This window comes from Helcobacillus massiliensis (assembly GCF_033106145.1).
In the GTDB taxonomy this organism is placed as follows: domain Bacteria; phylum Actinomycetota; class Actinomycetes; order Actinomycetales; family Dermabacteraceae; genus Helcobacillus; species Helcobacillus massiliensis.
In genome coordinates this window covers 894,798-913,952 of record NZ_CP136959.1, presented here as the reverse complement: position 1 = coordinate 913,952, position 19,155 = coordinate 894,798, and the positions used below count along the sequence as shown (strand labels likewise).

Below are 19,155 nucleotides of genomic sequence, written 5' to 3'. Positions count from 1 at the left end.
GGATGGCACCATGGTCTCATGACCCCTCAGCAGCGCACCGCCCTCATGCTCCACGGCTTCACCGGCACTCCCGGCTCCATCGAACCGTGGGCCCGCCGCTTCCGGCAGCAGGGCTGGAGCGTCTGCACTCCCACCCTCGCCGGCCACGGCACCACCTGGCAGGAGATGGGACGCACCACCTGGCCCGAATGGCTCCACGGCCCCGAGGAGGACCTGAAGCGCCTCGCTCGTGACACCGGCGGTCCGATCGTGGTGGCGGGCCTGTCGATGGGCGGCACCACCGCCCTCGCCCTCGCCGAACGCCACCCCGGCCTCGTTGCCGCCGTTCTGCTCGTCAACCCCGCTCTCGGCGTGAAGAGCCCCGTGGCGCGGTTCGCGTTCTGGCTGCAGCACATCGTGCCGTCCGTGCCGAGCATCGCCTCCGACATCAGGAAGCCCGGGGTGCGCGAACCCGCCTACCCCCGCGTTCCCGTCGCGTCCGTCGCGGAGCTGAACGGCTACACCGCGCACGTGCGCGCTCGTCTGGACCGCATCCGGTGCCCCATCTGGCTCGCCACCTCCACCGTGGACCACCTGGTCGCCATCAGCGACTCCGATGACATCGAATCCGGTGCTGTCAACGCCGCCGGCATCACCCGCGTCACCGCCGAGAACAGCTGGCATGTCGCCACCCTCGACCATGACGCCGACATGATCGCGGAGGAATCCGAGCGCTTCGCTGCGCGTACACTGGAGCGTCTGCGGAATCCGTCGGTCCGCCTTCGGTGATTCGACGAGCACAGATCGCCCCCGGCGCGTAGGATCGGATGCGCACCGCGAAACCGCGCGCCCTGTCAGATGAGGAGTTCTCAGTGAAGCAGTTCGAAACCCCGATCGCCGCCAGCGGACGAGATGACGAGAACTCCACCGACCTCCTGCTCCTGCGGGAGCGCCGCGACCCCAGCGCCCCCATCTTCGAACGCCAGCTCACCCCCGGCACCTGGTCGCCGCTGCCGGTGTCGCAGTTCATCACCCAGGTCCGCCAGCTCGCCCAGGGCCTGCTCGACCAGGGTCTGCAGAGCGGCGACGTGGTCGGCATCATGTCCCGCACCCGCTACGAATGGTCCCTGATCGACTGGGCCGTCTGGTTCGCCGGCGGGGTCAGCGTCGCCATCTACGAGACCTCCTCCCCCGGCCAGATCGAATGGATCGCCTCCGATTCCGGTGCGAAGTTCCTGTTCGTGGAGACCACCGGGCACGCGCAGGACGTCGAACAGGTCGCCTCCTCCCTGCCGAACCTGCAGGAAGTGTTCATCATCGACTCCGGCGACATCGAGCGCATCAGCGCCGACCGCGCCGTCCTCGACATGGACCGCCTCGAAGAGGCGCGCCGCAGCCGCGTCAAGGACGACGTCGCCACCATCATCTACACCTCCGGCACCACCGGCCGGCCCAAGGGCGCCGAGCTCACTCACGGCAACTTCATGGACACCTCCCTGAACGCTCAGGCGCTCCTCGGACACCTCGTCCTGCCGCCGGGCAGTCGTCTGCTGATGTTCCTGCCGCTCGCGCACGTGTTCGCCCGGATGATCGTGCACCTCGCCACCGTCGACGACACGATCACCGGCTTCACCCCGGACGCCAAGCACCTCCTGGACGACCTCGGCACATTCAAGCCGAACCTCCTGCTCGCCGTGCCGCGCGTGTTCGAGAAGGTGTACAACGGCGCCGAGCAGAAGGCCATCGCCGACGGCAAGGGGAAGATCTTCCAGCGCGCCGTGGACATCGCCTGCCGCTACTCCGAGGGCATCAGCAACGGACGCATCCCCCTCGCAGTCAAGCTGCAGCACGCCGTGTTCGATAAGCTCGTGTACTCCAAGCTGCGCGCCCTCATGGGCGGCGACCTGAAATGGGCCATCTCGGGCGGCGCACCGCTCAGCCCGCGCCACGCCCATTTCTTCCGCGGCCTCGGCGTCACCATCCTCGAAGGGTACGGCCTGACCGAAACCACCGCACCGCTGAGTGTGTGCGTCCCGTGGAACCACAAGGTCGGCACAGTGGGCCCGCCGCTGCCCGGCGCCGCTGTCCGCATCGCCGACAACGGTGAGATCCACGCCAAGGGCGTCATGGTGTTCAAGGGCTACCACAACAACCCCGAGGCCACCGCCGAAGCGAAGACCAGCGACGGCTGGTTCAACACCGGAGACGTCGGCACCCTCGACGACGACGGCCACCTGACGATCACCGGCCGCTCCAAGGAGCTCATCGTCACTGCGGGCGGCAAGAACATCTCCCCCGCCCAGCTCGAGGACCAGATCCGCTCCAACCCGCTGATCTCCCAGTGCATGGTCATCGGCGACCAGAAGCCGTTCGTGGCCGCCCTGATCACCCTCGATGAGGAGATGCTCCCCACCTGGCTGAAGAACCACGGCCTGCCGGAGATGTCCGCCACGGACGCCGCACGCGAGGAGGCGGTGCTCGCTGAGGTTCAGAGCGCCGTCGATGCCGCGAACAGCTCCGTGTCCCGCGCTGAATCGATCCGCAAGTTCGAGATCATCGACCGCGACTTCACCGAGGAATCCGGTTACCTGACCCCGTCGCTGAAGCTGAAGCGGAACGTTGTGGTGAAGGACTACGCCGAGGTCATCGACCGCATCTACTCCGGCCCGAAGCCCGGGAAGAGCTGACAGGCGCTGCCCACCCAACCCAGCTTCGAGGACCTCGGCCCCGCCCTCCAGGACGTGGAGTTCGTGGTCGTCGACCTCGAAACCACCGGCACCAGCGCCGATTCCGACGCCATCACGGAGATCGGCGCTGTCCGCGTGCTCGGCGGCGAGGTCACCGGCGAATTCCAGACGTTCGTGGACCCGCAGCGGCCCATCCCCGCCTACATTGCGCGCCTCACAGGCATCAACGACCGCATGGTCGCCGGCGCCCCCACCATCAGCGCTGTGCTGCCGATGTTCCTCGAATTCGCCCGCGGCACCGTGCTCGTGGCGCACAACGCGAAGTTCGACATCGGCTTCCTCCGCGCCGCCGCCGCCCGCACCGACTACGCGTGGCCGAAGCACACCGTGGTGGACACCCTCACCCTTGCGCGCCGCACCTTCCCTCGCGGTGAAGTGCAGAACCACCGCCTCGGCACCCTCGCCGCCCACGTCGGCGCCACCGTCGTCCCCAACCACCGGGCCCTCTCCGACGCCCGCGCCACCGTGGACGTCCTCCACGAGATCATCGCCCGACTCGGCGGCATCGGCGGCACCCACCTGTACGACCTCACCCGCTCCGGGAAGCAGGCCACCCCGGCCCAGCTGCGCAAACGCCACCTCGCCGACGGCATACCTCCGGGCCCCGGCGTGTACACCTTCATCGGCGCCGACGGGGCCGTCCTGTACGTCGGGAAGTCCATGAACCTCCGGTCCCGCGTCCGCTCCTACTTCTCCCCGTCCGAAACCCGCCGCAAAGTCCTCGACATCATCCCGCTCACCGAACGGGTCGACGTCATCGAATGCGCCAGCGACACCGAAGCCTCTATCCGGGAGCTGCGGATGATCGCCGAGCAGCGTCCACCCGCGAACAGGCAGGGACTGCGCCCCAGCGCCGGGCACTGGCTGCGCCTCGGCGCCGGCGCCGCCGGACTGCGAGCAGCACGCACGACGAAGCCTGAGGACGACGGCACCGTCCAGATCGGGCCGCTGCGCTCCCACCACCATGTGGAGCCGATGCGCTCCCTTCTGTACCGGTCGATCCTCGGCCCCGACGCCCAGTTCGGCCCCACTCGCGGTGACGACTCGTTCCACCAGCGGATGCGCCGCGCAATGACAACGGACCCCTCGGAGGTCCTCGACGACGTCGCGCACCGGCTGCGGGCCCTCACCACCTCCGGCCGCTTCGAGGACGCCGCACAGCTGCGCGAACGCACTGAGGCGTTCCTCGAGGCGGCTGCCCGCGCACAGCGCCTTCGTGAAATCGCCGAGGTTCCGTTCATCGTCGCCACCCGGCGCCACCGCGTCTCCGAGTCATCACCGTGGATCTGGGAGACCCTCGCCATCCGTCACGGTCGACTCGGAGCCGTCCTCGCCCTCCCCAGCCACGGGGACCCCGTTGCGTCCGTGGAGCATCTGCGCCGCATCTCCGCCGACGAAGCGGACAAGCACGCGCCCCTCTGCTTCGGGTACTGGGGGGAGGCAGAGCTGATCCTCCACTGGCTGCAGCAGGACGGCGTCCGGATCGTGCACGTCGACGGCGACTGGTCGAGCCCCGCTACTGGCGCGTTCGACCTCGGCGCTCTCAGCCGCGCGTTCGCCCGCACCGCTGCTGCGACCGATTGAGCACCCGCTGCACGGTCCGCCTCCGCTTCCCTGGCCCGGGGCGATAGTGTGGGAGCCACCCGCCCGCACTCGGCGCCGGCAGCATCCATTGCGTCGCGTCATACCGGCCGACGGGTGCTCACCCTGCAGAAAGGCTCCCCTATGATCACCGCGATCGTCTCCATCACCGTCGAATCCGATCAGATTCCCGAAGTCGCGCAGAAGATCGCGAACACCGAAGAAGTGAGCAAGGTGTACTCGGTGACCGGCGACGTCGACCTCATCGCGGAGGTGCGGGTCCGCGAACACGAAGAGCTCGCCGACGTCATCGCCGGCACGATCTCCAAGGTGCCGGGCGTGGTCTCCACCACCACCAACATCGCGTTCCGCACATACTCCTCGGACGATCTCGACGCCGCGTTCGACCTCGGCGCCGTCAATTGACGCCCAGTCCTGACCACAGGACGAAGGCCCGGCCCCCACACGGGGACCGGGCCTTCGTCATCACGAGAGTGACTCAGCGGATCACGGCTCCAGCTCACGGTACGGACCCGTCAGCGCCTCGATCTTGTGGCGCTCATGGCCACCGTGCTCGAGGGCCGCGCGCAGCTCACGCGGGGTGACCGGATCGATCTGGTCCTTGAAGAAGAAGCTCGATGCCTTCGCGCGCAGACCCGACACACCGTTGCCCTCCTTGAGGGGACGGAAGGTGTCGTGCTGCACCAGGGTCCAGCGCTCGTACTCGTTGAGCGGCTCGTGGATCTCCAGCATCTCGCCGTTCTCCATCCGGACCACCTTGGCGGTCTCCACGCCGTGGAGGACCAGGTCGCGCTTGTGGCGCTGGATCGCCAGGCAGATCCGCTTCGTGACGATGAACGCCACGACCGGAGCCACGAAGAACCCGATGCGGTACAGCCAGGTGAGGTCGTTGATGGAGATGTGGAACGCGATGGCGACGAGGTCATTGGTCGCGCCCAGGACGAGCAGGATGTACTCGGTGATCCAGGCGACGCCGAAAGCGGTGCGGACCGGAGCGTTGTACGGCAGGTCCAGCACGTGGTGCTCACGGTCATCACCGGTCACCCACTGCTCGAGGAACGGCCACAGGGCCAGAGCAGCGAGGAACAGGCCGTAGAACACCATCGGGATCAGCATGTTCAGCGAGATCACGTATCCGAAGATGGTGAACTCCCAGCCCGGGATCAGACGAAGACCGCCATCGGTGAACAGCATGTACCAGTCCGGCTGCGAACCAGCGGACACCGGCGACGGGTCATACGGGCCATAGGCCCACACAGAGTTGATCGACACGGTCGCGGAGACCAGGGCGATGAGACCGAACACAATGAAGAAGAAACCGCCGGCCTTCGCGGTGTACACCGGGAAGAGCGGGTAGCCCACGACGTTGCGGTCGGTGGCGCCCGGGCCCGGGTAGTGGGCGTGCTTGTGCACGACCAGCATCACCAGGTGGATCGCGATCAGGCCCATGATGGCCGCGGGGACCAGCAGGATGTGAATCGTGAACAGGCGCGGGATGATGTCCGTGCCGGGGAATTCGCCGCCGAACAGCAGCATCGACATGTAGGTGCCGACGAGCGGGATCGACTTCATCAGGCCATCCGCGATGCGCAGGCCGTTGCCGGAGAGGACGTCGTCCGGCAGGGAGTAGCCCGAGAAGCCGGCGACCATGCCGAGGATCATCAGGCTGAAGCCGACGAGCCAGTTCAGCTCACGCGGCTTGCGGAACGCACCGGTGAAGAACACGCGGAACATGTGCACGAAGATCGCGACCATGAACAGCAGCGCTGCCCAGTGGTGCATCTGGCGGAACAGGAGACCGCCCTTGACCTCGAAGGAGAGGTCGAGGGTGGACGCGTAGGCGCGGGACATCTCCAGGCCGTACAGCGGTTCGTAGATGCCCTCGTAGGTGACTTCGTCCATGGAGGGAACGAAGAACATGGTGAGGAACGTGCCGGAGATCAGCAGCACGACGAAGCTGTACAGCGCCACCTCGCCGAACATGAACGACCAGTGGTCGGGGAAGACCTTCCGGGCGAAGTTCTTCACCACGCTGGACATGCTGGTGCGCTGATCGATCCAGTCGGCACCGACGGAGCCGAGCTTGAAAGCGCGGCCTTCGGGGTTCAGCAGCCCCTGCTTCTCAGTTGTCGACACGATCAATCACTTGTCCTTGTGGAGGTTCCAGAAGCTGGGTCCGATCGGCTCCGGGAAGTCGTCGGTCGCAACGAGGTAGCCCTCGTCATCAACTTCAATGGGCAGCTGGGGCAGCGGGCGGTGGGCCGGGCCGAAGATGACCTTGGCACCGTCGGTGACGTCGAACGTCGACTGGTGGCACGGGCACAGCATGTGGTGGGTCTGCTGCTCGTAGAGCGCCACCGGGCAGCCCACGTGCGTGCAGATCTTCGAGAAGGCGAGGATGCCTTCGTAGCCGTTGCTCAGCGACTCCTGGTTCTTGGCATCGGCCGGGTCGATGCGGACCAGAACCGCAGCGGCCTTCGCGCGCTGCTCAAGGAAGTCGTGCTCGTTGTTCTCGTGGGTCAGACCGTCCGGCATGACGTGGAAGATCGAGCCGACGGTGACATCGGAGGCCTTGATCGGCGTGTTGTCGTGGTCGCGGACGATGCGCAGCGGCTCCTTCTTGGCCTTGGCCCAGAAGGTGTGGTGCAGCTTGTTGCCCGGCAGCGGCCCGAGGGTAGAGATCGGGAAGAGCACTGCGATCGGCAGCACAGCGAGGGCTCCGACCATGGAGGCGACGATCAGCGGGCGACGTGCCACACCGGACTCGTCCAGACCATCAACGATGATGCCCGAGGCCTCTTCGCGCACCGGGCTGGTGCGGCTGTAGATGTGGCGCTCCTCGGTGACCTCATGGTCCGGCATCAGGGTCTTCGCCCAGTGCACGGCGGCTGCACCGATGAAGAACATGGCGACGGCCAGGCCGATGCCGGTGAAGAGGTTCGACCACTTCACCGCCTGCAGGGTCTTGGACTCAGCCAGCAGGTTGAACCCCATCGGGGTGAAGAGGAAGTAGCTGGCGATGAAGATCGCGGTGCCGATGATCGACAGGATGAACATCCCGGCCACCATCTTCTCGGCCCGACGCTCAGCCTTCGGATCGAGATCGGACTGACGGTACTCGTGAGGAGGGAGTCCCGGGTTGACGAACCCGCCGTCTTCCTTGGCGACAACAGCGCTGACGCCGCGGTGCGGCTGCGTGCCGTCGTGGTTGTGGGAATGGTCGTTGTGTGTCACTTTGCTTTAGCTCCCAGCCAGTAAGCACATCCGAGGATCAGTGCGAGGAAGACGGTCCAGGCGAAGAGGCCCTCAGTCACGGGGCCGAGCGAACCGAGCGAGTAGCCGCCCGGGGAGCCGTTCTCATCCAACTTGTTGAGGTACGCGATGACGTCGCGCTTGTCCTCGGGGGTGAGGTTGTTGTCATTGAACACCGGCATGTTCTGCGGGCCGGTCTCCATCGCCTCGTATACGTGGGTCGGCTCGACATCCAGCAGCGGCGGAGCGAACTTGCCGCGGGTCAGAGCACCACCGGAACCGGAGGCGTTGTGGCACATGGCGCAGTTGATGCGGAAGATCTCGCCGCCCTTGGCCGGGTCGCCCTTGGCGGGGTCCACAGCGTCCGCGGAGGGGATCTCCGGACCGGGGCCGAGGGATGCGACGTAGGCGCTGAGCTGCTTGGTCTGCTCATCGTTGAACTGGGCGGGCTTCCGGTGCGCCTGCGGACCGGACTCCTGCATCGGCATACGACCGGTGCCGACCTGGAAGTCCACCGAAGCAGCGCCGACGCCGATCAGGGACGGGCCGGAGGTGTTGCCCTCGCCGTCGATGCGGCCCTCGCCCTTCATGCCATGGCAGGTGGCGCAGTTGGCGACGAAGAGATCGCGGCCGGCGTCGATGTCGGCCTGACTGGCCGACTGCGCGGAGGCGTCTTTCGGGGACAGAGCAACGAACAGACCGCCGGTGGCGAGCAGAGCCATCAGCAGGATGGCCAGGAACGCCAGCGGGTGGTGACGATGCTGGGCTAGTGCCTTCACAGGTCAGACCTCGATTCGTGGGATGGGGAAAGAGTGCGCATGCGGGGGCGGCTCAGAAGAACGTCCAGTTGCCCTGCATGGTGCCCAGGATGACCGGGTCGAGCAGGTAGACAACGGCGAACAGAGCGACCCAGACCACATCGACGAAGTGCCAGTAGTAGGACACGCAGATCGCAGAGACCTCTTCGTGATGGGTGAAGCGCTTGGCGGCGAACGCACGAGCCAGCACGAGGAGGAAGGCGAGCAGGCCGCCGATCACGTGCAGTCCGTGGAAGCCGGTCGCGAGGAAGAAGATGGAGAAGTGCGGGGAGGCGGAGAAGGAGGCGCCCGCGTGGGCGAGCTCGGCGTACTCGAAGGCCTGGCCGGACACGAAGATGGCGCCGAGGATGAATGTGAGGGTGAACCACTCGATCAGGCCCCACTTGGCGATGTTCAGGATGCTGCCCTGACGGCTGCGGATGCGCTTCTCAGCGGCGAACACACCGGCCTGGCAGGTGAACGAGCTCGCCACCAGGATCAGGGTGTTGGTGACCGCGAAGGCCAGCTTGAAGTGCTCCTGACCCTGCAGGAACACCTCGGGGACCACGCTGTACAGCGTGAAGTACATGGCGAAGAGCGCACCGAAGAACATGAGCTCACTGGAGAGCCAGACGATGGTCCCCACCTGGGTGGCGTTCGGGCGGCTCACAGGGCTCGGGGCGGCGGAGTGCGCTCCATGCGAAGCATGCGAGGTAAGACTTGCTGTAGACACGTTTCCCATTATCGCGTGTGATCGGCCGAAATGGGGCTCAGACACGGCACCGAGACCCACTTTGCTGCTGAGGGCATGGCACACCACGCCTCGACGGGGTTCAGCATACCGATCTTCGACCTCTTTGAGAAACCGGAGAGGCCCTCCGGAGCAGCCCTGGCCCGCGGTGTCGATTGGATCGCTCCGGCGAGGAGAGCGAAGTCACCATGACCGGGCGTAGTGCGAGGTGACAGCGGTACGGAGCCTGGGTGGACGCCGCCGCAGACGGTCTGGACAGGATGAGATGATGATCGCATGACGACTCCCGGAACCTCCCCCACCTGGCGTTCACTCACCTCCGCCCTCCTGCGCAAAGAGAACCTCGATTCCGCATCGGTCCGATGGGCGATGGCGGAGGTGATGGACGGAGCTGTTGAGCCGGTCTCGCTCGCCGGGTTCCTGGTGGCCCTGGAAGCGAAGGGGCCGACGGTGACAGAAGTGCGGGCCCTCGCCGATGAGATGGTGGCGCACGCCCGCACTTTCACCGCGCCGACGGGAGCTGTCGACATCGTCGGCACCGGTGGAGACGGCGCCAACACCGTCAACATCTCCACCATGGCCTCCGTGGTGATCGCAGCGAGCGGACTGCCCGTGGTGAAGCACGGCAACCGGGCCGCCTCATCGAAGTCCGGGGCCGCCGACTGCTTGGAGCAGCTCGGTGTTCGCCTTGACCTCCCGGCGGGCGACGTCGCCGCCATGGTGGAGAAGGTCGGGATCACCTTCTGCTTCGCACAGGTCTTCCACCCGTCCATGCGCTTCGCTGCCCCCGCTCGTAAGGGCCTGGGGCTGCCAACCGTGTTCAACATCCTCGGCCCGATCACGAATCCGGGCCGCGTCGAGGCCTCGGCCGTCGGCGTGGCCTCAGCCAGCATGGCTCCGGTGATCGCCGGAGTGTTTCAGGAGCGCGGAGCGTCCGCTCTGGTGTTCCGAGGACGCGACGGTCTGGATGAGCTGACCATCGCCGACGACTCCGATGTGTGGGAAGTGCGCGGAGGCGAGATCCGCCCGCACGTGCTCAATCCGTCCGAACTGCTGGGACTGCGTAAGGCTCCCCTGTCGGAGCTGGTGGGCGGCTCGCCCGCTTACAACGCAGAGGTGGCCCGCCGCATCTTCGACGGTGAGCGCTCCGCTGCACGCGATGCCGTCCTCCTCAACGCAGCAGCCGGCATCACCGCGGCCGCCGGCATCGGTCAGGAGCCCTCCGACGGCTTCGAGGACCGCTTCAGTGCCGCTTTCGCCCGTGCGGAGGAGACGCTGGATTCGGGGCGGCCGGCGGAGCTGATCGAGACGTGGGCCTCAACGTCGCAGGAACTGTTGGCGGCCCGCTGAGGAAGCTTCCACCGCTGCCCTGCCCGGGTATGACGAAAGGGGCGATCCATCCGAGGATGGATCGCCCCTTTCGTGTCTGATCGGGTCAGTCGATCAGTGGGCGTGGAATCCTGTGGAGTGCGCCATCACCCAGGTGATCACGCCGTAAGCGGCCACGATGAAGCCGAGCACCATCAGCCACCAGCCGATCGGCAGACCGATGAAGACCAGCGACGCACCGAGCGATGCCCAGAGCGGCGCCCAGGAGTACGGAGCGAAGGTGCCCTGCACGCCGGCTTCGTCATGGACCTCGCCTGCGTGGTCGTCCTGCGCCTGCTTGTTGAACCGGCGGCTCGTCATCATCGAGTAGACCGACATCATGAACATCAGTCCGGAGAGGCCGAAGATGGCGGGAACGCCCACCCATTCGAAGCCGGACGGCTCATAGGTGCCGGTGAGGAAGGTGTAGGCCACCCCGACGATGATGAAGAAGAATCCGCAGATCGCGGTGATGCGGGCAAACGTATTCATGGAGTGTCAGTTCCCCTTCCGCGCCGCAGCTGCAGCGGTGACAGCATCAGCGTGCATGTGGTCGGTCGCTGCGACATCCGGGAAGCGGAGGTCGAAGGCCGGACGCTCGGAGCGCACCGGGGGCAGCGAGTGGAAGTTGTGGCGCGGCGGCGGGCAGGTGGTCGCCCACTCGAGCGAAGCGCCGTAGCCCCACGGATCGTTCTCGGTGACCTTGTGGCCCTTGAGGTGGGTGAGCACCACATTCAGCAGGAACGGCAGGGTCGAGGCACCGAGGATGAACGCACCGACGGTGGACACCTGGTTCATGAACGCGAAGCCGTCCTCAGCCAGGTAGTTCGGGTAGCGACGCGGTGCGCCCTCCACACCCATGAAGTGCTGGATGAGGAACGTGAGGTGGAAGCCGACCATCAGCAGCCAGAAGTGGATGCGGCCAAGGCGCTCATCCAGCTTGTAGCCGAACATCTTGGGCCACCAGAAGTAGAATCCGGCGAACATCTCGAAGGCGATGGTGCCGAAGATGACGTAGTGGAAGTGCGCCACCACGAAGTAGGTGTCCTGGAGGTGGAAGTCCAGCACCGGGGTGGAGAGGATGACGCCGGTCAGACCGCCGAAGAGGAAGGTCGTGAGGAACCCGAGGGTGAACAGCATCGGGGTCTCGAACGTGATCGAGCCTCGCCACATGGTGCCGATCCAGTTGAAGAACTTCACGCCGGTCGGCACGGCGATGAGCATCGTCATGAAGGCGAAGAAGCTCAGCATGACCGCACCGGTGGTGTACATGTGGTGCGCCCACACGGTCACGGACAGTGCGGCGATCGAGATCGTCGCGTACACCAGGGTCTTGTAGCCGAAGATCGGCTTACGGGAGAACACCGGGATGACCTCCGAGGCGATGCCGAAGAACGGCAGGGCGAGCACGTACACCTCGGGGTGGCCGAAGAACCAGAACAGGTGCTGCCAGAGCACCGGTCCGCCGTTGGCCGGGTTGAAGATGTGCGCGTCGTAGATGCGGTCGGCGCCGAGTGCGAACAGGGCGGCGGCCAGCGGCGGGAACGCCATCAGCACCAGGATGCCGGTGATGAGGATGTTCCACGTGAAGATCGGCATGCGGAACATGGTCATGCCCGGCATGCGCATGCAGATGATCGTGGTGATGAAGTTGACCGAGCCGAGGATCGTACCGAAGCCCTGCATGGCCAGGCCGAACACCCACAGGTCTCCGCCGAGGCCCGGGGAGAAGGTCGTATCGCTCAGCGGGGCGTAGGCGAACCAGCCGAAGGATGCCGCGCCCTGCGGGGTGAGGAAGCCGGCGCAGGCGATGAGCGCACCGAAGCCGGTCACCCAGAAGGCGAACATGTTCAGGCGCGGGAACGCCATGTCCACGGCGCCGATCTGCAGCGGCACGAGGTAGTTGGCGAAGCCGTTGAACAGCGGGGTGCCGAACATCAGCAGCATGATCGTGCCGTGCATGGTGAACAGCTGGTTGTACTGGTCCTTGGAGACGACGACCTGGAGGCCGGGCTCCCACAGCTCAGCGCGGATCAGCAGGGCGAGCACGCCGCCGAAGCAGAAGAACGCGAACGCCATCACCATGTACATGATGCCGATCAGCTTGTGATCGGTGGTGGTGAGCATGCCCATGATCTGCTTGCCGAGCGAGGTCTCAGCGCGCGCGGGCTTGAACTGGGTCTGCTCGGGAGTGTGCGAACCGGTCGCTGCCCGAGGTGCTGATTGCGTGGTCACTTCGCACCATCCTCACGACGATTCTGGATCGTCTCCTGGTTCTTGTCCCGCATGTTCCAATCCTTCTGCATGCGGTTGAGGTCGTTGCTGAGCTGCCCCTCGTAGCCCTGTTCGCGCAGTTCCTTCATGTGAGCGTCGAACTCCTCCTGGGACACGACCTTCAGGTTGAAGAGCATGTCCGAGTGGTACTCGCCGCACAGCTCCGCGCACTTGGCGGGGAAGGTGCCCTCAGCGGTCGGCGTCACCTGGAAGACGGTGGTGTGCCCCGGGAAGATGTCCTTCTTGTAGAGGAAGTCGACGACCCAGAAGGAGTGGACGACATCGCGGGAGTCGAGCTGGAACTCGACGGTCTTGTTGACCGGAACGTAGAGGACCGGCAGATCCTTCTCGGCGCCGGGCTCGCCGGTGCGGAAGGACTGGACGCCGGCGGGTTCGTGGACGTCGTCATCCACGTAGTTGAAGTCCCACGCCCACTGCTTGGCCACGACGTTGACGGTGTAATCGGGATCGGCCTTCAGGTTCTCGATCTCGTTGATGTCACGCTGGGTGAAGTAGAAGAGCGTCATGATCATGACGACGGGGATCAGCGTGAAGGTGAGCTCGATCGGCACGTGGTAGCGCAGCTGCACCGGGAAGCCCTTGTCGTGCTTCTTCCGGCGGTAGGCGATGGCGCACCACATGGCCAGGCCCCACACGAGGAGGCCGACAGCCAGCAGCGTCATCCAGGATCCGGTCCACATCGAAATGATGCGGCCGGTCTGGTCAGTCACCTCTTCAGGGGTGCTTTGCGGGAGGAATCCACGTTTCTGCTCGGCTGTACAGCCCACCAGCGCTAGCGACACGAGGGCTGTGGCAGCGAGCGCCTTCGGAGCCCTGCGGCTGCGTTCCGTGGTTTGGGGAATCACAGGCTGACCTTCCAATCACCGACCGTCAGCCGCCCGAGGAGCGGGGCGAGGCGGTCGACTCGACGTATAAGGGGCATCGGTTCCTGCTGTTCGCCCGCCGGACGCACTGATCCGGCGCTTCCCAGCGGACAGCATGGTTCCGCTCGATCATCATACGCGAGATTGAGCACGATGCAGACTCCAGGCCCCGCGTGCCGCAAAAATGTGAGATGCCCGCCGTCAGCGGCGTCGGCGCACCTCGGCCGAGAACGCCGAATGCGGCGCCCCGCGATGGGAGCGCCGCATTCGTGCAGACGAGAAGGGCGCGCAGCGCACCCACGTGCGATCAGGCGAAGGAGTCGCCGCAGGCGCAGGAGCTCCCAGCGTTCGGGTTGTCGATGGTGAACCCCTGCTTCTCGATGGTGTCGGAGAAGTCGATGGTCGCACCGATGAGGAACGGCACCGAGTTCTTGTCCACCACGACCCCAACGCCGTTGAAGTCGACCGTGGCGTCACCGTCGAGGAGTCGCTCATCGAAGTAGAGCTGGTAGATCAGACCGGAGCAGCCTCCTGGCTGCACAGCGATCCGCAGGCGGAGGTCGTCGCGTCCCTCCTGCGCGAGGAGGGACTTCACCTTGTCAGCAGCGACATCGGTCAGTTCGACGCCGTGCGCCGGTGCGGTCTTCTGCTCGCCAGCCGTGGTGGTCATAGAGGGATCCTCCCGTGATCGACAGTACGTGCCTCCCACCCTACGCCGGAGCACTGCGGTCGGCGGGACCGAGGGTCCCGGCGCAGGATGGGGAACAGCCGTGTGTGCTAATTGTGCAACACGATCTTTTACATATTCAACAGGGCGACGAGCATGATGCCGGTGTACCCGATCACCATGCCTCCGAGCCCCATCAGCACCGGGTTGCGCACCCCCGGCTTCGAGGCGGCCAGCATCACCCCGCCCAAAGCCACCAGGCCACCGATCACTGCGCCCCACGGGCCGATGATATAGCCGAGCAGGAAGCCGAGGACGAGCCCGCCGAAGGTGAACGGGACGGTCGCCGGGTGCACCGGCTGACTTGTGCGGTCCTCGTCGCGCAGGGGGCTGCTCATCGGCCGCCACCGGCTGCGGCGCCGCGCAGGATGTGCGCTTCGGCGAGGCAGACGTGCTCGAAGTCTCCGAGGTGCAGCGACTCGTCGATGCCGTGCGCTCGCGAATCCGGGTCCTCCACACCGGTGACGAGGACGTCCGCCTCCGGGAACACCTCGAGCAGGTCGGCGATGAACGGGATGGAGCCGCCCAGCCCGGTGTCGACAGGCTTCACGCCCCAGGACGCCTCGAAGGCGGCGCGTGCGAGCTTCATGCCGGCGCTGTCGGCGGGGGCGAGGAACGGCTTGCCCATCTCACCGGGGGTCACGGTGACCTCCGCGCCGTTCGGGGTGTTCTCCTTGACGTGCTGGATCAGCGCTTCCATCGCCGCCTCCGGCTCCTGTCCGGGCGCGAGGCGCAGCGATACCTTCGCGCGGGTGGAGGCGATGATCGTGTTGGACGCCTGCTGCACGGGGGTGGCGTCGATCCCGATGATCGAGAGGGCCGGCTTGGTCCAGAGTCGACCGGTGAGCGAGCCGGTGCCGGACAGGCCGAGGCCGTCGGGCACGCCTGCGTCGCGACGGAGGTCCGCTTCGTCCATGTCGACATCGGGCTCCTCGGCCTGGTGCAGACCCTTGATCGCAACGGCCCCGTCGGCGTCATGGAAGGTGGCGATCAGCCGTCCCAGCTGGGTGGGGGCGTCGAGGATCGGCCCGCCGAACATGCCGGAATGGACCGGGAAGTCGAGCACGCGGACGTCGATGACGGCGTCCACCAGGCCGCGCAGGCTGGTGGTGAGCGAGGGCTGCCCAATCTTCCAGTTGGAGGAGTCGGCGACGATGATGATGTCCGACTCCATCGCGTCGCGGTGCTTCTCGATGAAGGGGCGGAAAGTGGGCGAGCCCCACTCCTCTTCGCCTTCGATGAAGACGGTGACGCCCACACCGGATTCGTCGAGCTCCTCGCGCAGGGCACGCAGGGCGGTGACGTGGGCCACGATGCCGGCCTTGTCGTCGGCGGCTCCGCGGCCGTACAGGCGACCGTCCCGTTCCTCCGGCTCGAACGGTGCGGAGGTCCAGGCGTTCTCGTCACCGACGGGCTGAACGTCGTGGTGGGCGTAGAGCATGACGGTCGGCATGCCGTCCGCGGCGGGACGCCGGGCGAGCACAGCGGGCGCTCCCCCGTCGACGCTGTCGATCTCGACCTCGGGCATGCCGGCCTCGCGCAGCAGGCCGGCGACCGCCTCCGCGCTCCGGGCCACATGGGACTGGTCGTACCCGTCGAAGGCGATCGAGGGGATGCGCACGAGGCTCTTGAGGTCCTCGACGGCTTCGGGCATCAGCTCCGCGATGCGGGCGGTGAGCTTCGGGTCCGCGGTGACGGTCATGGCTGGGATGTTCTCCTTCGTCCGACGGGTGCCGCCTGTGCAGCGGCGCACTGGCTCCACCGTATCGCGCTGGTCGCAGTCACTCCCCGCCCTGCCCGGGTCCCGCTCCTTCTCGCCTACACTGGGCGGCGTGATGAACACCAGTCGTGAGAAGAAGAAGCGCGGCGGCTCGACCGCCGTGGGCGCCGCTCCTGCGGGCGCCGAGAAGTCAGTAACCACCCCCGTCGCCGCGGAGAAGCCGGCGAAGTCCGGGGGCAAGGGCCGCCCCACCCCGAAGCGCCGCGATGCGCAGGCCGCCCGCCAGCGTCCGCTCGTGCCCTCGGATCGCAAGGAGGCGCGCCGACGGAACCGGGAACGCGTCAACGAGGCCCGCAGCAAGCAGAACCACGCGCTGATGACCGGCGACGAGGCGAACTACCCGCTGGCGCATGCCGGACCGGAGCGCCGCCTGGCCCGCGATGTGGTCGACTCCCGCTTCAACGTGGCCGAGTGGCTGCTGCCGTTCGCCCTGGTGACGCTGACGCTGCCGCTGATCCTGCAGCTGGTGAGCCCGGCCCTGTACTCGAAGGTGGGGCTGACGCTGATCATCGTGCTGTGGGCGGGTGTGATCGTCGCGGTCCTCGACCTCATCCTGCTGCGCTCGAAGGTGCGCCGCACCATGGTGGACCGCTTCGGCTCCGTGCCGCCGGGAATGGTGAGCTACGCGCTGCTGCGCGCCACGAACATCCGCCGCCTGCGGATGCCGCGCCCGATGATCAAGCGCGGCGAAGCACCCCGCGCCTGAGCCGCAGCGTCCGTCCGGACGAACAGAAGAGCCGGTCCCTCCTCGAGGCCGGCTCTTCTGCTGTGCGACGGCTTCTCAGGCTTCGGCGTTCTCCGCAGCAGCCTCCGCCTCGTCCTTCTTCTTCGGCTTGGCATCCACGCCGGCTTCCTTCCGCTGCTGAGCGGTGATCGGAGCGGGTGCCTCGGTCAGCGGGTCGAAGCCGCCGCCGGTCTTCGGGAACGCGATGACCTCGCGGATGGAGTCGACCTTGGCGAGGAGTGCCACGATGCGGTCCCAGCCGAAGGCGATGCCGCCGTGCGGCGGGGCGCCGTACTTGAACGCCTCCAGCAGGAAGCCGAACTTCTCCTGCGCCTCCTCCTCGGAGATGCCCATCACCTGGAAGACGCGCTTCTGCACATCCTCCTGGTGGATGCGGATGGAGCCGCCGCCGATCTCGTTGCCGTTGCAGACGATGTCGTAGCCGTAGCTGAGGGCGGACGCCGGATCGGTGTCGAAGGTGTCGAGGAATTCCGGCTTCGGGGAGGTGAACGCGTGGTGCACGGCGGTCCAGGCGCCGGAGCCGACGGCCACATCACCGGCGGCGACGGCGTCACCGGCCGGCTCGAACATGGGCGCGTCCACCACCCACACGAACGCGAATTTGTCGTCGTCGATGAGGCCGAGCTTCTCGGCGATCTCATTGCGGGCGGCGCCGAGCAGGCCACGGGAGCTCTTGGCGTCACCGGCGGCGAAGAACACGCAGTCGCCCGGCTGGGCGCCGGTCTTCTGGGCGAGGCCGGCCTTCTCCTCATCGGAGAGGTTCTTGGCGACGGGTCCGCCGAGGGTGCCGTCCTCCTGGATGAGGACGTAGGCGAGGCCCTTCGCACCGCGCTGCTTCGCCCATTCCTGCCAGGCGTCGAGCTGACGGCGGGGCTGGGAGGCACCGCCGGCCATCACGATCGCACCGACGTACGGGGCCTGGAACACGCGGAACGGCGTGTTCTGGAAGTACTCGGTCATCTCGGTGATCTCAAGGTCGAAGCGCAGATCCGGCTTGTCGGAGCCGTAGCGGCGCATCGACTCCGCGTAGGTGATGCGCGGGATCGGGGTGGCGACCTCGACGCCGATGGTGGCCCAGATGTTCTGCAGCAGCTGCTCGGTGAGGGCGATGATGTCGTCCTGGTCCACGAAGCTCATCTCGACATCGAGCTGGGTGAACTCGGGCTGGCGGTCCGCGCGGAAGTCCTCGTCGCGGTAGCAGCGGGCGAGCTGGAAGTAGCGCTCCATGCCGCCGACCATCAGCAGCTGCTTGAACAGCTGCGGCGACTGCGGCAGGGCGTACCAGGAGCCGGGTGCGAGGCGCGCCGGGACGAGGAAGTCGCGGGCGCCCTCGGGGGTGGAGCGAGTCAGGGTCGGGGTCTCGACCTCGACGAAGCCCTGGTCGATCAGGGTGGTGCGCGCTGCCTGATTGACGGCGGAGCGCAGGCGGAGGATCTTCGCGGGGCCGCTGCGGCGCATGTCGAGGTAACGGTAGCGCAGGCGGGCCTCTTCACCGACGTCGGAGTGCTCGTCCAGCTGGAACGGGAGGGCGGCCGACGGGTTCAGCACCTCGACCGTGTCCGCGATGACTTCGATGGTGCCGGTGGGCAGGGCATCGTTCTCGTTGCCTTCGGGGCGCTTCTCGACCGTGCCGGTCACCTTCAGCACGTATTCGCTGCGGAGGTGGTGGGCGTCCTCTTCGCGGACCACAACCTGAGCGACGCCCGAGGCGTCCCGCAGGTCGAGGAAAGCGACGCCGCCGTGGTCGCGGCGACGACCGATCCAGCCGGCCAGAGTGACGGTCTGTCCGATGTGCTCCTCGCGGAGCTCACCGGCGTTGTGAGAGCGCAGCATGCAGAATCCTTCGCCTTGTGCGTGTATGAGGGTACGAGTGCGTCCATCGTATCCTCCGCATCGGACCGAGGTCGGGCTCCGTCGACCGGCCGGCGGAGGACGTGAGGGATGTCGCCACCCGAGTGCCTATCCGCACGGCTGTCCGATCGGTAGTGTGGAGGAAGCACTTGATCGGCGTCCTCTTGCTCGGTGACCACTGAGGATGACGCCATGGGTCGCGGTTCGCCTCCTGGTACCGAACCGCTCGTGCGGCGCTTCGAACGCCGCGAGTCTCAAGTGAACGACGAGAGCGCGCGGACTACTGGGATCGGGCGTTCACTGCCCCGATTGGAAGCCTTTGACCGCACTCGAGCAGCCCTGCGCTGCCCTTGACCTGCCCACCACCGCCACCACCGCGAACGACACCACCCCCACCA

The 19,155-nt window shown here is 66.6% G+C and carries 17 protein-coding genes; 6 read left to right on the top strand and 11 right to left on the bottom strand.

Going from position 1 to position 19,155, the window contains the following annotated elements:
* The first annotated feature begins 18 nt into the window (after positions 1 to 18).
* The 4 genes from R3I40_RS04240 (at position 19) to R3I40_RS04225 (ending at position 4,733) form a co-directional block, all read left to right on the top strand.
* Positions 19 to 768: an alpha/beta hydrolase gene (locus R3I40_RS04240; RefSeq protein WP_285261562.1), complete on the top strand. Its 750-nt coding sequence runs from the start codon at positions 19 to 21 to the stop codon at positions 766 to 768.
* Between the two features lie 83 nt (positions 769 to 851).
* Entirely contained in the window at positions 852 to 2,666 is a 1,815-nt protein-coding gene (locus R3I40_RS04235) for an AMP-dependent synthetase/ligase (RefSeq protein ID WP_183374173.1), read from the top strand.
* Between the two features lie 63 nt (positions 2,667 to 2,729).
* Positions 2,730 to 4,310 carry a DEDD exonuclease domain-containing protein gene (locus tag R3I40_RS04230; RefSeq protein ID WP_317700114.1) on the top strand — a complete coding sequence of 527 codons (1,581 nt, stop codon included), beginning with the start codon at positions 2,730 to 2,732 and terminating at the stop codon, positions 4,308 to 4,310.
* A gap of 141 nt (positions 4,311 to 4,451) precedes the next feature.
* Positions 4,452 to 4,733 (top strand): Lrp/AsnC family transcriptional regulator, encoded by a 282-nt coding sequence (locus R3I40_RS04225; RefSeq protein ID WP_183374171.1) that lies wholly within the window; start codon positions 4,452 to 4,454, stop codon positions 4,731 to 4,733.
* Positions 4,734 to 4,814: 81 nt separating this feature from the next.
* Here R3I40_RS04225 and qcrB read toward each other — a convergent pair whose 3' ends face one another.
* The 4 genes from qcrB to ctaE are packed head-to-tail and all read right to left on the bottom strand — an operon-like array spanning position 4,815 to position 9,119.
* Positions 4,815 to 6,464, bottom strand: a complete 1,650-nt coding sequence (gene qcrB / locus R3I40_RS04220; protein WP_239374398.1) for a cytochrome bc1 complex cytochrome b subunit — start codon at positions 6,462 to 6,464, stop codon at positions 4,815 to 4,817.
* A 6-nt stretch (positions 6,465 to 6,470) separates the two neighbouring features.
* Positions 6,471 to 7,562: a cytochrome bc1 complex Rieske iron-sulfur subunit gene (qcrA, locus tag R3I40_RS04215; RefSeq protein WP_239374400.1), complete on the bottom strand. Its 1,092-nt coding sequence runs from the start codon at positions 7,560 to 7,562 to the stop codon at positions 6,471 to 6,473.
* Positions 7,559 to 8,359, bottom strand: coding sequence for a cytochrome bc1 complex diheme cytochrome c subunit (qcrC, locus tag R3I40_RS04210; RefSeq protein WP_183374161.1), 801 nt, complete (start codon positions 8,357 to 8,359; stop codon positions 7,559 to 7,561). The genes qcrA and qcrC overlap by 4 nt, the downstream gene beginning before the upstream one ends.
* A gap of 52 nt (positions 8,360 to 8,411) precedes the next feature.
* Positions 8,412 to 9,119, bottom strand: a complete 708-nt coding sequence (gene ctaE, locus R3I40_RS04205; RefSeq protein WP_239374402.1) for an aa3-type cytochrome oxidase subunit III — start codon at positions 9,117 to 9,119, stop codon at positions 8,412 to 8,414.
* A gap of 285 nt (positions 9,120 to 9,404) precedes the next feature.
* Between ctaE and trpD the strand changes: the two genes are divergently transcribed.
* Positions 9,405 to 10,478, top strand: a complete 1,074-nt coding sequence (gene trpD, locus R3I40_RS04200) for an anthranilate phosphoribosyltransferase (RefSeq protein ID WP_239374404.1) — start codon at positions 9,405 to 9,407, stop codon at positions 10,476 to 10,478.
* 93 nt (positions 10,479 to 10,571) lie between these two features.
* On the opposite strand, the gene ctaF is transcribed toward trpD, so the two are convergent.
* The 6 genes from ctaF to R3I40_RS04170 all read right to left on the bottom strand — a co-directional run bounded on the left by ctaF (position 10,572) and on the right by R3I40_RS04170 (position 16,083).
* Complete coding sequence (ctaF, locus tag R3I40_RS04195; RefSeq protein WP_183374155.1) at positions 10,572 to 10,988, bottom strand: aa3-type cytochrome oxidase subunit IV; 417 nt, start codon at positions 10,986 to 10,988, stop codon at positions 10,572 to 10,574.
* Positions 10,989 to 10,994: 6 nt separating this feature from the next.
* On the bottom strand, positions 10,995 to 12,632 hold the full coding sequence (gene ctaD, locus R3I40_RS04190; RefSeq protein ID WP_239374447.1) for an aa3-type cytochrome oxidase subunit I: 1,638 nt from the start codon (positions 12,630 to 12,632) through the stop codon (positions 10,995 to 10,997).
* A 95-nt stretch (positions 12,633 to 12,727) separates the two neighbouring features.
* Complete coding sequence (gene ctaC / locus R3I40_RS04185) at positions 12,728 to 13,636, bottom strand: aa3-type cytochrome oxidase subunit II (protein WP_183374154.1); 909 nt, start codon at positions 13,634 to 13,636, stop codon at positions 12,728 to 12,730.
* A 325-nt stretch (positions 13,637 to 13,961) separates the two neighbouring features.
* Entirely contained in the window at positions 13,962 to 14,324 is a 363-nt protein-coding gene (locus R3I40_RS04180; protein WP_239374406.1) for a HesB/IscA family protein, read from the bottom strand.
* Positions 14,325 to 14,452: 128 nt separating this feature from the next.
* Positions 14,453 to 14,719, bottom strand: a complete 267-nt coding sequence (locus R3I40_RS04175; protein WP_183374150.1) for a hypothetical protein — start codon at positions 14,717 to 14,719, stop codon at positions 14,453 to 14,455.
* Positions 14,716 to 16,083, bottom strand: coding sequence for a dipeptidase (locus R3I40_RS04170; protein WP_285261561.1), 1,368 nt, complete (start codon positions 16,081 to 16,083; stop codon positions 14,716 to 14,718). Before R3I40_RS04170 ends, R3I40_RS04175 begins: the two co-directional genes overlap by 4 nt.
* Positions 16,084 to 16,216: 133 nt before the next feature.
* Here R3I40_RS04170 and R3I40_RS04165 point away from each other — a divergent pair, with 133 nt between their 5' ends.
* Entirely contained in the window at positions 16,217 to 16,867 is a 651-nt protein-coding gene (locus R3I40_RS04165; RefSeq protein WP_285261650.1) for a DUF3043 domain-containing protein, read from the top strand.
* Between the two features lie 75 nt (positions 16,868 to 16,942).
* Here R3I40_RS04165 and aspS read toward each other — a convergent pair whose 3' ends face one another.
* Positions 16,943 to 18,739 carry an aspartate--tRNA ligase gene (gene aspS / locus R3I40_RS04160; protein WP_285261560.1) on the bottom strand — a complete coding sequence of 599 codons (1,797 nt, stop codon included), beginning with the start codon at positions 18,737 to 18,739 and terminating at the stop codon, positions 16,943 to 16,945.
* Positions 18,740 to 19,155 lie beyond the last annotated feature (416 nt).

What these genes read in the sequence shown, in the direction of transcription:
- R3I40_RS04240 (WP_285261562.1), top strand. Translation starts at nt 19, where the DNA reads ATGACCCCTCAGCAGCGCACCGCCCTCATGCTCCACGGCTTCACCGGC.
- R3I40_RS04225 (WP_183374171.1), top strand. Translation starts at nt 4,452, where the DNA reads ATGATCACCGCGATCGTCTCCATCACCGTCGAATCCGATCAGATTCCC.
- ctaE (WP_239374402.1), bottom strand. Translation starts at nt 9,119, where the DNA reads ATGGGAAACGTGTCTACAGCAAGTCTTACCTCGCATGCTTCGCATGGA.
- trpD (WP_239374404.1), top strand. Translation starts at nt 9,405, where the DNA reads ATGACGACTCCCGGAACCTCCCCCACCTGGCGTTCACTCACCTCCGCC.
- ctaF (WP_183374155.1), bottom strand. Translation starts at nt 10,988, where the DNA reads ATGAATACGTTTGCCCGCATCACCGCGATCTGCGGATTCTTCTTCATC.
- R3I40_RS04180 (WP_239374406.1), bottom strand. Translation starts at nt 14,324, where the DNA reads ATGACCACCACGGCTGGCGAGCAGAAGACCGCACCGGCGCACGGCGTC.
- R3I40_RS04175 (WP_183374150.1), bottom strand. Translation starts at nt 14,719, where the DNA reads ATGAGCAGCCCCCTGCGCGACGAGGACCGCACAAGTCAGCCGGTGCAC.
- R3I40_RS04170 (WP_285261561.1), bottom strand. Translation starts at nt 16,083, where the DNA reads ATGACCGTCACCGCGGACCCGAAGCTCACCGCCCGCATCGCGGAGCTG.
- R3I40_RS04165 (WP_285261650.1), top strand. Translation starts at nt 16,217, where the DNA reads ATGAACACCAGTCGTGAGAAGAAGAAGCGCGGCGGCTCGACCGCCGTG.
- aspS (WP_285261560.1), bottom strand. Translation starts at nt 18,739, where the DNA reads ATGCTGCGCTCTCACAACGCCGGTGAGCTCCGCGAGGAGCACATCGGA.